Origin of the sequence: Mesorhizobium sp. M0437 (assembly GCF_040321335.1) — a bacterium.
Taxonomy (GTDB): domain Bacteria; phylum Pseudomonadota; class Alphaproteobacteria; order Rhizobiales; family Rhizobiaceae; genus Mesorhizobium.
In genome coordinates this window covers 34,956-47,471 of sequence record NZ_JAMYRK010000008.1, presented here as the reverse complement: position 1 = coordinate 47,471, position 12,516 = coordinate 34,956, and the positions used below count along the sequence as shown (strand labels likewise).

The 12,516-nt window shown below is 62.6% G+C and carries 11 protein-coding genes and 1 pseudogene; 3 read left to right on the top strand and 9 right to left on the bottom strand.

The genetic code is table 11. The annotated features are described in order from the left end of the window. Positions 1 to 26 precede the first annotated feature (26 nt). Both NKI72_RS07715 and NKI72_RS07710 read right to left on the bottom strand, forming a co-directional pair. Positions 27 to 1,961 carry a bifunctional 5-dehydro-2-deoxygluconokinase/5-dehydro-2-deoxyphosphogluconate aldolase gene (locus NKI72_RS07715; RefSeq protein WP_352832620.1) on the bottom strand — a complete coding sequence of 645 codons (1,935 nt, stop codon included), beginning with the start codon at positions 1,959 to 1,961 and terminating at the stop codon, positions 27 to 29. A gap of 199 nt (positions 1,962 to 2,160) precedes the next feature. Further along, a complete protein-coding gene (locus tag NKI72_RS07710; protein WP_352832617.1) occupies positions 2,161 to 2,889 on the bottom strand; it encodes an SDR family NAD(P)-dependent oxidoreductase in 729 nt (242 codons plus the stop codon). A gap of 119 nt (positions 2,890 to 3,008) precedes the next feature. Between NKI72_RS07710 and NKI72_RS07705 the strand changes: the two are divergent. Both NKI72_RS07705 and NKI72_RS07700 read left to right on the top strand, forming a co-directional pair. After that, positions 3,009 to 3,475 (top strand): annotated as a pseudogene (locus tag NKI72_RS07705) (AraC family transcriptional regulator); the annotation flags it as partial. Between the two features lie 9 nt (positions 3,476 to 3,484). Continuing rightward, positions 3,485 to 3,916: a helix-turn-helix domain-containing protein gene (locus tag NKI72_RS07700; protein WP_352850033.1), complete on the top strand. Its 432-nt coding sequence runs from the start codon at positions 3,485 to 3,487 to the stop codon at positions 3,914 to 3,916. Here NKI72_RS07700 and NKI72_RS07695 read toward each other — a convergent pair. Next, positions 3,913 to 4,758: a MurR/RpiR family transcriptional regulator gene (locus tag NKI72_RS07695; protein WP_352540037.1), complete on the bottom strand. Its 846-nt coding sequence runs from the start codon at positions 4,756 to 4,758 to the stop codon at positions 3,913 to 3,915. The genes NKI72_RS07700 and NKI72_RS07695 overlap by 4 nt on opposite strands. 153 nt (positions 4,759 to 4,911) lie before the next feature. On the opposite strand from NKI72_RS07695, the gene NKI72_RS07690 reads away from it, so the two are divergent. Further along, positions 4,912 to 6,021 (top strand): Gfo/Idh/MocA family protein, encoded by a 1,110-nt coding sequence (locus tag NKI72_RS07690; protein ID WP_352769550.1) that lies wholly within the window; start codon positions 4,912 to 4,914, stop codon positions 6,019 to 6,021. Between the two features lie 199 nt (positions 6,022 to 6,220). Here NKI72_RS07690 and NKI72_RS07685 read toward each other — a convergent pair whose 3' ends face one another. The 6 genes from NKI72_RS07685 to NKI72_RS07660 form a co-directional block, all read right to left on the bottom strand. Continuing rightward, entirely contained in the window at positions 6,221 to 7,312 is a 1,092-nt protein-coding gene (locus NKI72_RS07685; protein WP_352850022.1) for a 3-deoxy-7-phosphoheptulonate synthase, read from the bottom strand. A gap of 339 nt (positions 7,313 to 7,651) precedes the next feature. Continuing rightward, positions 7,652 to 8,446, bottom strand: a complete 795-nt coding sequence (locus NKI72_RS07680) for an SDR family oxidoreductase (RefSeq protein ID WP_352832609.1) — start codon at positions 8,444 to 8,446, stop codon at positions 7,652 to 7,654. Positions 8,447 to 8,469: 23 nt separating this feature from the next. Further along, entirely contained in the window at positions 8,470 to 9,471 is a 1,002-nt protein-coding gene (iolG, locus tag NKI72_RS07675; RefSeq protein ID WP_352832606.1) for an inositol 2-dehydrogenase, read from the bottom strand. A 68-nt stretch (positions 9,472 to 9,539) separates the two neighbouring features. Next, complete coding sequence (locus tag NKI72_RS07670) at positions 9,540 to 10,307, bottom strand: ATP-binding cassette domain-containing protein (protein ID WP_023677519.1); 768 nt, start codon at positions 10,305 to 10,307, stop codon at positions 9,540 to 9,542. Positions 10,308 to 10,309: 2 nt separating this feature from the next. Next, positions 10,310 to 11,386: an ABC transporter permease gene (locus NKI72_RS07665; protein WP_292655972.1), complete on the bottom strand. Its 1,077-nt coding sequence runs from the start codon at positions 11,384 to 11,386 to the stop codon at positions 10,310 to 10,312. A gap of 114 nt (positions 11,387 to 11,500) precedes the next feature. Then, complete coding sequence (locus NKI72_RS07660; protein ID WP_352451673.1) at positions 11,501 to 12,442, bottom strand: sugar ABC transporter substrate-binding protein; 942 nt, start codon at positions 12,440 to 12,442, stop codon at positions 11,501 to 11,503. Positions 12,443 to 12,516 lie beyond the last annotated feature (74 nt).

Genomic DNA, 12,516 nt, shown 5'->3' with positions numbered 1-12,516 from the left:
CTCCGCAGTGCTTATGTCGCGCCTTCTTATGCTGCTTTGCGACCGCGCGCGGCAAGCCATGCCTCGGTCAGTTTTTCGAAACGCGATGCCATGTCGGCCACCGCCTCCTCGTCCGACATCTTGCCGGCAAGCCATTGTTCGGCCGCGTTAATGAAGATGGTGCGGCCGACAGCGAAGCCTTTGACGATAGGCGCCTTGGCGGTGGCGGCGAAGGCCGCTTCCAGCTCGTCCTGCGGCGCTTCCAGGCCAAGCAGCACAATTCCACGGCACCACGGATCGTGCTTCAGGATCACCGCTTCGATCTTTGCCCATGCGCCGGCCGATGCCTGCGGTTCGAGCTTCCACCAATCGGGCTTGATGCCGAGTGCGTAGAGTTCCTCGAGCGCGCGCGGGATGGTCATGTCGTCGAGCCTGCCGTGCTTGCCGGCGATGATCTCGACCAGAAGTTCTCTGCCCATTTTCCGCGCGGCCTCGAACAAAGCGCGCAGTTTCTGCTGCTGTTCGCTCTTCAGCGCCGCGGGATCGTCGGGATGATAGAAGCACAGGCACTTGATGCAGTGGTCGACCGGCCATTCGGTCAGTTGCGAACCTATGTCTTGCGAGAACTCGAAGCGAAGCGGCCGCGAACCCGGCAACTCGACCGGCCGGCCGAGCCAGGCGAAGGAATGGTGGGCGAATTCGAACATCGCCTCGCGTCCGTATTTTTCGTCGAGCAGCATGCCGTAGCCGGCGCGGCCAGCCGCGACCTTGGCCGCAGCCTTGACCGTCAGCACCTTGAAAGCCGGGATTCGCGACGGATCGGCGCCGGCTTTTGCCGCGACATCCTCCAGCTGGACGCGGTGGTCGCAGGCGAACGCCATCAGCGAGGGGATGTCGCGCCGGCGCGTGGTCGCCCAATGGATGTGATTGATCGCCTCGTCCTTGCGCAGCGCCAGATGCTTGCTGCCGTTTTTCAGGAAGAACTGCAATTCCTCGAAAGTCGGGTATTCCGGTGCGCAGAGGAGCCGCGACACGGCAAAGGCGCCGCAGGCATTGGCCCAGGTCGCCGCCGTCGCCAAGCCTTCCTCGCCGAGCCAGCCGCGCAGGAAGCCCGACATGAAGGCGTCGCCGGCGCCGAGCACATTGTAGACCTCGATTGGAAATCCCTTGCCGACGATACCGTCCTCGAGGTCGTCGCTGATCGGCCCGTCATAGACGATGCAGCCCATGGCGCCGCGTTTCAGCACGATGGTTGCCGCCGACAGCGAGCGGATGGTTTTCAGCGCGCTCAGGCAATCGTCTGCGCCCGAGGCGATCATGATTTCCTCTTCGGTGCCGACGATGAGATCGCAATCGGGCAGCACCGTCTTCAACTGCGCCGAGACGCGGTCGGATTTCACATAGCGCTCGAAGCCTTCGGCGTGGCCGGCGAGACCCCAGAGGTTCGGGCGGTAGTCGATGTCGAACACCACCTTGCCGCCCTTGGCTTTCATGATACGGATCGCCTTGCGTTGGGCGGCGTCGCTGTTGGGCCGTGAAAAATGCGTGCCGGTGACGACGACCGCGCGTGCCGAAGCGATAAACGCCTCATCGATATCGTCTTTCGAAAGCGCCATGTCGGCGCAATCGCTGCGATAGAAGATCATCGGCGAGACGCCTTCATCCTCGACCGACAGCAGCACCAGGGCGGTCAGCCGCTCTGGATCGGTCTTGAGACCTTGGACCGAAACGCCCTCGCGGGTCAGCTGCTCGCGGATGAAGCGGCCCATCTGCTCATTGCCGACGCGGGTGAGCAGCGCCGAGCGCAGGCCGAGCCTGGCAGTACCGACCGCGATATTGGCCGGACAGCCGCCGACCGACTTGGCAAAGGAAGTAATGTCCTCGAGGCGCGAGCCGATCTGCTGGCCGTAGAGATCGACGGAAGCGCGGCCGATGGTGATGATGTCGAGCGGCGCATGTCTCGCTTCCACGGCTTCGCCCATTCGAACCTCCCATCGGCTTGTTGTATTGGGTAACACGCGCGAGCGGCAGCGTGGCGCCGGCAATATGAAATAATAATTCCAATCCATAGTCAATATGGAACGAGCATTCCCAAGGCTGAAAAGTGCTGTGCAAGGCTCGCGCGTTCAGAAACTTTGAAGTCAGACGAACGTCAAGTGTCTACCACTGAAACCAGCTGATTTACCAAGGAAGCGGGCCATCATCGTTGAAGTACCCGGCGGTCGGGCCATCGGCGTCCAAGGTCGCCAGGTGAATGACGATCTCGGCCGCCTGCTGCACCGTGCGGTGACCTTTATACCCGTTGAGATCGGTGGCAGTGTAGCCGGGCGCCGCGGCGTTGACCTTGATGCCTTGCGGCGCGAGCTCCCTGGCGAATGCCACCGTGATGGCGTTCAAGGCTGTCTTGGAGCTGCCGTAGCCCATCATGTTAACGGCGTGGTTCGCAGTGGCGGTATCGAGCGCCCGGCCGATGGACCCGGTGGAGCTGCTCACCATCACGATCCGGGCAGCAGGTGCTGCCAGCAGCAGCGACAGGAATGCCTGGGTCACGCGGATCGGGCCGAAGACATTGACGTCGTAGGTGGCCTGGATGTCGGCGATCCGCTGCTGGCTCGGCGGCAGGTCGTAATTGATGGCGACGCCGGCGTTGTTCACCAGCACGTCGAGGCAGGGGCTGGCCTGCCTGAATGCCTCGGCTGCCGCCTTCACACTGTCATCCCGCGTGACGTCCAGCTCAAGCCACTCCACGTCGAGGCCTTCGGCGCGCAATGCCTGCGCCGCCGCCATGCCGCGTTCGGCGCTCCTGGCGCCGAGCCAGACCTTGAAGCCCTTGGTCGCCAGTTGCCGGGCGATTTCACGGCCTATACCCTTGTTGGCGCCGGTCACCAGCGCGCTTTTCGATGTCGTCATATCGGTGTCTCCATGTTTGCTGTGGAAGACCCACAAATGGCGCGAGACAGCGGGCGCCGCGCGCCGGAAATTCTCCGGTTCTTGCCTAATCCTCTCACGCTGTTGCGCAGCTGGTGCGAATGCGCGATGCTGGCGCAATGAGCGAAGCGCTGCAGGAGTTGATCGAGATCGCCGGCCGCCATGCGCGCGGGCGAAGAACAAGAACGGCGATTCCCCGCGTTTCGATCGGCCGCAGCGAAGTCGCCACGGCGCCAATACCAGGGGTGTGGGGGTCGGGGATCTTATTCGTACTGCAGGGCGCGAAGACGGTTCTGATCGGCGACCGGCTCTTCGTTACAATCCGGCCAGCTATTTCATCTATACTGTCGAGACGCCCACCATCAGCCAGATAATCGAAGCGAGCGCGGCGCGTCCTTACCTGGCCATTGGCTTGACCCTTGACCTGCAGGCCGTCGCCGCGCTCCTCGTCGAGCACGCGCCGGCCCTCAGTGGCGACAGTTTCTCCACCTCTCCCGCTGATGACGACCTGCTCGACGCGTTGCGTCGAATGATGCGGCTGCTTGACCGGCCAGCGGAGATTCCCGTGCTCGCGACCATGATCGAGCGAGAGATGCTGTTTCGGCTCCTGCAAGGCCCCCAAGGCGGAAAGCTTCGTGAACTTGCGCGCGCCGATGGCCATCTGTCCCGGATTGGCCGGGCGATCGCCTGGATCCGTTCGCATCCCCATCAGCCGGTCCGGGTCGGCGATCTGGCCGAGATTGCCCGTATGAGCAGTGCTGCGTTTTATCGTCACTTCAAGGCGGCAACGGCCATGAGCCCAATCCAGTATCAAAAGCAAATCCGCTTGCTGGAAGCCCGCCATCTGCTGATTGCCCAGCCGGGCAACGTCGCACGTGTCGCCTTCGCCGTCGGCTATGTGAGTGCTTCCCAGTTCAGCCGGGAGTATGCCCGCCAGTTCGGGTCGCCGCCTGCACGCGACGCAGCGCGGCTTTCGGCAGAAGGCGAAACGGCAATAGAGGTGATCTAAGGCTTGCGCTTGCGGCCGCTATCGCGCCGCTTCTCGCCGACCGCGACGGTCAGCGCCATAGCCAAAGCCATCGTCGCCGACAGCGAGCGGAAGCCGGCGAAATCGGCCTCGGCGACCTCGAACCAGACCCTGGCGAATTGAGCGAGTGGCGAAAAGGAGCTGTCGGTAATCGCCACGATCGGCACGCCTTGCTCCGAAATGACGCGCGCCTCCTCGATGGTGGCCGGGGCATAGGGCGAAAAGCTGATGGCGATCACGGCGTCCCTTGGAGAGGCAAAGCCGATCATCTCTGCATTGAGGCCGGCGGCCGATTCGATCAGCTGGTTGCGGATCTTGAGCTTGCCCAATGCATAGGCGATATAGGAGGCGACCGGGTAGGAGCGCCGCTTGGCCAGCACGTAAATGGTTTCGGCCTTGGCCAGCACGGTGATCGCATCTTCGAAATGGTCTTCATTCAGCGTGCGCGAAATGTCGTTGAGCGAGGTACTGGCTGCGGCAACAAAACCGTCGAAAATCGCGCGGTGGCCGGCGCCTTCCTCGGCCTTGGCGCGCAATGCCGCCAGCCTTTCATCATAGGATGAGTTGCGCTCGCGCAGGCGCTCGCGAAACACCAACTGCAGGCTGGTGAAACCATCAAAACCAAGCTGCTGGGCAAAGCGGATCAGGGTCGAAGGCTGGACACCGGCGGAAGCGGCGATGCTGGCAGCGGTGCCGAAGGCGATATCGTCTGGGTTGTCGAGCGCATAGGCGGCGATCTGGGCGATACGTTTCGGCAGGCTCTGACGCCGCTCCAGTATCGTCGCCCGCAGCGTCTCGAAATCGCGCGGCACCCGTTCGTCCATCGTCGCTCCGCCCAGGCTCATCGTCTGGTTCCCTCTGTGGCCCATCATAGCGGGCCTGTGCAAGAACACCATAAAAAATGAGACAAGCGTTCCATCTGCAGACAAAATGGACTAATTCATCCACACAAATTTTGCGCACAGGGAGGCAAGCGGATGGTCGGGGTAGGTCTTATCGGCACGGGTTTCATGGGCAAGTGCCACGCCATTGCCTGGAACGCGGTCGGCACCGTCTTTCCCGATGTGGCCAAGCCAAGGCTGGTCCATCTGGGCGAGGTCAACGAGGATCTTGCCAAACGCCGTGCCAGCGAATTCGGCTTCGCCAAGGCGTCCGGTGACTGGCGCGCTGTCGTCGACGACCCGGATGTCGATGTCATCTCGCTGACCACGCCGAACCAGTTCCACCCGGAAATGGCCATCGCCATCCTCGAAGCCGGCAAGCATCTGTGGTGTGAAAAACCGATGGCGCCGAATTTTGCGGAGGCGCAAGCAATGGCTGCGGCGGCCCAAAAGTCCGGCAAGGTCGCCGCGCTGGGCTATAACTACATCCAGAACCCAGCGATCCGCCATATCGGGGCGCTGCTCGACGAGAAGATCATCGGCGAGGTCAACCATCTGCGTATCGAGATGGACGAGGACTTCATGGCCGATCCGGAGGCGCTGTTCTTCTGGAAGCACGAGGCGGCGTCCGGCTACGGCGCGCTCGACGATTTCGCCGTGCACCCGCTGTCGCTCATCGCCATACTGTTCGGCCGCGTTGCCCGCGTCATGTGCGACATGGCCAAACCCTATGCCGACCGCCGCGTCGCCTCGGGCGGGCGCCGCGCGGTCGAGACCTACGACATCGCCAGCATCCTGATGCATCTCGAAAACGGCATCGCCGGCACGCTGCTGGTCAACCGTTCGGCCTGGGGCCGCAAAGGCCGGATCGCCATCCAGATTTTTGGCTCGAAGGGCTCGATCCTGTACGACCAGGAGCGGATGAATGAGTTCCAACTCTATCTGACGGCCGACCGGCCGACCGAGCAAGGCTACCGCACCATCCTGGTGGCGCCGCATCATAAGCCTTATGACGCCTTCCTGCCGGCGCCCGGTCACGGCCTTGGCTTTAATGACCTCAAGATTATCGAATGCCGGGAACTGTTGACGCGACTTGCCGGCAAGCCGGCGCGGATCATCGATTTCGACGAAGGCCTGGAGATCGAGCGCACGGTGCACGCGATGGCGCGCTCGTTCGCGGAACAGCGCTGGGTGGAGGTGCGGTAATAAGCCCCTTCTCCCCTTGTGGGAGAAGGTGGCCGAGCGAAGCTCGGTCGGATGAGGGGTTTTGGACGGATCGCTACAGCAAAGAATAAGCGCTTCAAATCCCTCAATATTTTTGCGCCGAGTTTCTTCCAGCACCCCTCATCCGGCTCGGCGCTGCGCGCCGATCCACCTTCTCCCACAAGGGGAGAAGGAGAAGTGCTCAGGCGGCTCCCGGACGGCCAGCGATCATGGCGCGTCGCGCCGACCGGCGCCGCTCGACGGCGTCGGCAAGGCCGTGCAGCACCGTTTCGGTGGTTTCCCAGTCGATACAGCCGTCGGTGATGCTCTGGCCATAGACGAGCGGCTTGCCGGGCACGACGTCCTGCCGGCCGGCGACGAGGTTGCTCTCGATCATGATGCCGATGATGCGCTCGTCGCCCGCCGCGATCTGGCCCGCCACGTCAGCCGCCACCAGCGGCTGGTTTTCCGGTTTCTTGTTGCTGTTGGCATGACTGACATCGATCATCAGCCGAGGCGCCACGCCGATCCGGCCGAGCTCAGCGGAGGCAGCAGCTATGCTTGCCGCGTCGTAGTTGGGCACAATGCCGCCGCGCAGGATGACGTGGCAGTCCTCGTTGCCGGTGGTCGTCGCGATGGCGCTGCGCCCACCTTTCGTCACCGCCATGAAATGGTGCGGCTGGGCGGCGGATTTCACCGCCTCGGCCGCGATCCGCAAATTGCCGTCGGTGCCGTTCTTGAAGCCGACCGGGCAGGACAGGCCTGATGCGAGTTCGCGGTGGATCTGGCTCTCGGTCGTGCGCGCGCCGATCGCGCCCCAGGCGACGAGGTCGGCAATGTATTGCGGAGTTGTCATGTCGAGGAACTCGGTCGCTGAGGGAAGGCCGAGATTGTTGACCGCCGAGAGCACGTTGCGGGCCATCCGCAGACCCTTGTCGATGTTGAAGCTGCCGTCGAGGTCGGGATCGTTGATCAGGCCCTTCCAGCCGATCGTCGTGCGCGGCTTCTCGAAATAAACCCGCATCACGATCTCCAGCCGGTCCGACAGGTTTTCACGCAGCGATGCCAAACGGCTGGCATAGTCTACGGCGGCGGCCGGGTCGTGGATTGAACAGGGGCCGACGACGACCACCAGCCGATCGTCGGTGCCGGTCAGCACCGCGTGGATCGCATTGCGTGACGCGGCAACGGTGCGCGTCGCCGTCAGCGTGCGCGGTATCTCCCGCATCACCTCGTCCGGCGTGCTCAATTCCCTTATTTCTTTGACCCGAAGATCGTCTGTGGTCGTCAACACGGCTTATGCTCCTGATTGGGAGACCTGCCGGCTGAAACAAAAAAGCCGCCAGGTCTGGCGGCTGTTCGGATATTGTTGCTGCAATCTTCAGATCGAGCGCAATCCTCCCGCCGCCAGCGAGCTCATAAAGTACCAATATGTGGCGGTCAGGTTGATCATGAGGGCTGATATAGTCGATGCGGATGCGCTTGTCACGTGCCTGGTGAGGAGGAGGTTTACTCCAGCCCATTCGCGATTGGCTGAAGCCCCCCGAACTTCGTCATCCTCGGGTCTGCGCCGCGTCGCTGCGCTCCTTGCTCCGCCCGTGGATGACGAAGCGTTCCGCTAGACTTGCCGGCGTTATTCCGGCGACGACCCGGCGACGCTCTGGTCGTAATCGACCAGCGACCCGGTCATGACGCCGGACTGCGGGCTGATCATATAGCTGATCAACCGGGCAAGCTGCGCCGGCTTCACCAATTGGCCCATCGGCTGCGCGGCTTCGGCCTTCTCCAACCAGTCCTCCGGGGCGTCGTGCCATTTCTTCTGCACGATCGCCTCGCCCTCGGTGTCCATCCAGCCGGGCAGCACCGCATTGCAGCGGATGCGATTGCCGCGATAGGCATTGGCGACGTTCTTGGTGAGTGTCGCCAGCGCTCCCTTGCTTGACGAATAAGGCGCCAGGAACGACTGGCCGCAATGCGCCGACATCGACAGCACGTTGACGATCGAGCCCGGTGCCTGGCGCGCCAGCAAATGCGCCACCACGCCCTGCATCAGGAAAAACGGGCCGCGCACATTGGTCTGGAATATCTGGTCGAACAGATCCTCGGAGGTCTCGACCAGCGAGCCGCGAGCCGAGGTGGCAGCGGCGTTGACCAGCGCGTTGACGGAACCAAAATGGCCAATCGCCGTTTCGACCGCACGCTTGCAGTCGGCCACTTTTGAGACGTCGGCGCTGATGAAGATGGCATCGACGCCTGCCCCCTTGAGGATGGCGACAGCCTTGTCGCCCTTCTCCTGCGAGCGGCCGATCAGCGCCAGCGCCCGGCAACCCTCATCGGCCAGCGCTTCGGCGACGGCAAAGCCGATGCCTTGTGCGCCGCCGGTGACGATGGCGCGTGTTTCGGAATTGCGACCGGCGGAACCGTTCATCGCCTTGCTCCTGTGCTTGATAGTCAGATTGTTTTGTCGAGGCGGACGGTCTTGCCTTCCTTGGCCGATTTCAGCGCCGCATCCGCCAGCCTGAGCGCCACCAGCCCGTCCTTGCCGCTCGGCGCCGCCTTCTTGCCTGACGTCGCTGCCGCGATGAAGGCAGCGATCTCGTTGGCATAAGCGTCGAGATAACGGGTCATGAAGAAATCGTGCAGCGGCGGCCGCGTATAGCCTTTCTCATTGGCCAGTTCGATCGACACCGGCCGCTGGTTCTCGGCCGCAATCATGCCTTTCGAGCCATGCACCTCGATGCGCTGGTCGTAGCCGTAGGTGGCGCGGCGCGAGTTGGAGATAACGCATTGCTTGCCGGAGGCAGTTTCGAGGATGACGCTGACGCTGTCGAAGTCGCCGGCCTCGCCGATCTTCTTGTCGACCAGCACCGAAGCGTGAGCGCTGACCGCCACCGGCTCCTCGCCGAGCAGGAAGCGCGCCATGTCGAAATCATGAATGGTCATGTCGCGGAAGATGCCGCCCGAGCGGCCGATATAGTCGAGCGGCGGCGGGCCGGGATCGCGCGAGGTGATTGTCACCATTTCGACAGTGCCGATGGCGCCGTCGTCGATCGCCTTGCGCACGGCGGCAAAATGCGGATCGAAGCGGCGGTTGAAGCCGACCATCAGGGTGGCGCCGGCCTTGTCGACGACGGCCAGGCATTCTTCCACTCTGGCGGCGTCGAGGTCGATCGGCTTTTCGCAGAAAATCGCTTTACCCGCTTTGGCGAAGCGTTCGATCAGATCGGCATGAGTGTCGGTCGGCGTGCAGATGACGACCGCGTCGATATCGCCGGCCTTCTCGATGGCATCGATGCTGCGCACTTCGGCGTCATAGGCAGAGGCCAGATCGGTCGCCGCCTTCTCGAAGGCGTCGGCAACCGCAACCAGCCTGGCCTGCGGATTGGAACCAACGGCGCGAGCATGGACCTTGCCGATACGGCCGGCACCGAGAAGAGCAAAGCGAAGAGGCATGAAGAATTTTCCTTTGAGGATGGTTCGGAAGGGAGGGCGTGTCAGCGCCTGTGGCTCGGCGTTGGCCGTTACGCCGCAAGTTCTGCCTGCCCGGTCTTGGCACCGGTGATGTAGGAGACGATATCGTTGCCGTCGGTGTCTTGCTTGCGCAAATTGGCGACGATGCGGCCGCGCCGGAAAACGACGATGCGGTCGACCAGGTCGAACACCTGGCGCATGTTGTGAGAGATCAGGATCAGCGGTTCGCCATTCTCCTTCAGCGTGCGGATGATGTTTTCGACCTGCATCGTCTCCTGCACGCCGAGTGCCGCCGTCGGCTCATCCATGATGATGAGCTTGGAAGCAAAGGTCGCGGTTCTGGCAATCGCCACGCACTGGCGCTGGCCGCCCGACATGTGGCGGATAGTATTGGAAAGATTGGGGATCTTGACCGCTGTCCGGACCAAGGCTGCCTCGGTCGCCTTGCGCATGAACTTGCGATCGAGGATCGAGAAGGGCCCGAGATTGAAAAGCACCCGCTCGCGGCCGAGGAACAGGTTCGACGGCACGTCGAGGTCGTCGGCGAGCGCCAGGTTCTGGAACACCGTCTCGATGCCCGCCTCGCGGGCTTCGATGGGGCCGGCAAAATTCACTTCCTTGCCGTCGAACCACATCCTGCCGCTGGTGCGCTGCTCGACGCCGGTGATCTGGCGTACGAAGGTCGATTTGCCAGCGCCGTTGTCGCCCATGATGGCGACATGCTCGCCCTTGCGCAGCTCGAAGTCGGCACCCTCCAGCGCATGGACGCCGCCATAATACTTGGTCAGGTTTTCGGTCTTCAGGACGATGTCCGACATGATCAAGCCCTCATCGCCCGCAGGCGTTGGCGCCACTGGTCGAGTACGACTGCGCCGACGATGATCACGCCTTTGACCATCTCCTGATAATAGGCGTCGAGGCGCAGAAAGGTGAAGCCGGAGATGATGACGCCGAAGATCAGCGAGCCGATCACCGTCCCGATAATCGAACCGCGGCCGCCCGACAGCGAGACGCCGCCGATAACCGCCATGGCGATCGCGTCGAGCTCGTACATTACACCCATGCCGGCCTGGGCGGTGAGATTCTTGGAGCTCAGCACCACGGCGGCGAGCGCGGCGAGGACGCCGGCAATGACGTAGACGAGGATCTTGTGGTTGGCGATGTTGATGCCGGACATGCGCGCGGCGTCCTCATTGGAGCCGATTGCATAGCAGTGCTTGCCATATTTGGTGTAACTCAGGATCAGCTGGAACAGCACTGCGAGCGATATGAAAATGATGACCGGCATCAGCCCCTTGCCGATGGCGGCGAAACTCTCGGTCGGAAACGAGATCGGCTGCCCCTTTGACCACCATTTGGCGATGCCGCGTGCGGTGACCATCATGCCGAGCGTGGCGATGAACGGCGGGATGCGCGTGTAGGCGATCAAAGCGCCGTTGACCAGGCCGGCCAGCAGGCCGCAGCCGATCGCGACCAGCACGGGCACGATCACCGGCAGGTCGGTCCAGCCCTGGGCGATGAACATCGCCTTGGGGTTCGGGTTGCCATTGACGGTCGCCACCTGGGCGAAGCTCATGGCTATCATCGCCGTGGCGCCGACGATCGAACCTGAGGACAGGTCGATGCCGCCGGTAATGATCACCTGCGTCACGCCGATGGCAATAATGCCGACGATCGACACCTGCAGGATGATGATCTGCAGCCGCGCTTCGTTGAAGATCGCATCGATATTGTCGCGGGTATTGAAAAGGAAGCTGTCGCCCAGGAAGACCCGGCCGATCAGCTCGAAAGCGCCGACCAGGATGACGAGCGCCAGGAAGACGTTGAATTCGGCCGGCCATGCGCGCCGCTTCGCATCATAGCTGAGCCCGCCGACGCCGTGAGATGTCTGTGCCAATCGTGCTTCCTCCGTCAGCCACAGTCTCCACTCGGCGCTGTTCAGGCCGAGAGGGAAAAAGCGGAGCGGCGCTGTCTTACTTTGGCGCGCCGCTCCGTATCGGACAGGTCCGCCTCAGTTCTTCTTCAGGAACTTGTCGATATTTGCCGGCGTGACCAGCTGGAACGGGATGTAGACCTTGTGCTCGACCTTCTCGCCCTTCGCCAGCTTGAGCGCTGCGTCAAGCGCGCCGGCACCCTGGCCGGCCGCGTCCTGGAACACCGTCGCATCGAGGTCGCCCGCCTGCATCGCGGCAAGCGCATCCTGGGTAGCGTCGACCCCGCCGACGACAACCGACTTCATGTCGATGTTGGCGGCCTTCATCGCCTGGATGGCGCCGATGGCGCTTTCGTCATTATTGGCGATGACGCCGTCGAACGGCTTGCCGGTCGACAGCCAGTTGGTCATCAGGTTCTGCGCTTCTTCGCGCTTCCAGTTCGACGTCTGCTTGTCGATGATCTTGATGAAGCTGCACTCCGGTGTGGCGATCACGTCATCAATGTCCTTGGTGCGCTGCACCGCTGCCTGGTTCGACAGCTCGCCCATGATCACATAGACATTGGCTTCAGTCTTGCCGGCCTCCTTGAAGAGGCGGCAGACCTCCTTGGTCTCGAGCGTGCCGGAATCGGCTTCGTTCGAGGCGACGAAGGCCTGGTTTTCGGGCAGCGTGTCGACGTTGACCGGCTCGCGATTGACATAGACCAGTGGAATCTTGGCAGCGGCGGCTGCGTCCGACATCGCCTGGGTCGCCGAGGTGTCGACCGGGTTGACGATGATGGCGTCGACGCCTGAGGCGGCGAAGTTCTTGATCTGGTCGAGTTGCTTGGCGACGTCGTTCTGCGCATCCTCCACCTGCAGCTCGACGCCGTCCATGCCCTTGGCCTGTTCAATCATGCCGTTGCGCAGCACGGTGAGAAAATTGTCGTCGAACAACGCCATCGACACGCCGATCTTGGCGGCAAAGGCGGACGAACTCATTAGCGCCGCGAACGCGACGCCCAAAAGCAGTTTTTTCATTTTATTTCTCCTCCACATTGGTGTCCGGCTGCACCGATCTACCCGGAATCCCCGATCTCGCAGGGAATTCTCTC